The following is a 221-nucleotide window of genomic DNA, read 5'->3' as shown; positions in this document are numbered from 1 at the left end:
TGGACAGCGGCAAGGTCATCACCATCGCCGAAGGTCAGAGCTCCGGTAGCCTGCCGGTCAGCGTCGGCAACGACGTTTACACCGGTCCGACCATCGTCACTGAATCCATCAAGGACGCAGTGGGCGGTAACCTGGAACTGGTGTCGCCAAACACAACGCCAGTGACCACCACGGTCAACGACGTCAACGACACCACCACCGTGACCCTGACCGCGACGCCG

Annotated in this window: 1 protein-coding gene; it reads left to right on the top strand. The window is 62.0% G+C overall.

Translation table 11 applies throughout. The features are described 5' to 3' along the window. Positions 1-221 (top strand): immunoglobulin-like domain-containing protein (locus Q8X48_RS30120; RefSeq protein WP_407802710.1); only part of this gene is annotated, 221 nt, incomplete at both ends.

Origin of the sequence: Pseudomonas sp. QLc11A (genome assembly GCF_052112305.1) — a bacterium.
GTDB lineage: Bacteria > Pseudomonadota > Gammaproteobacteria > Pseudomonadales > Pseudomonadaceae > Aquipseudomonas > Aquipseudomonas laurylsulfatiphila.
Note: the sequence above shows the minus strand (reverse complement) of the source record. Positions and strands in the feature narration are given on the sequence as shown.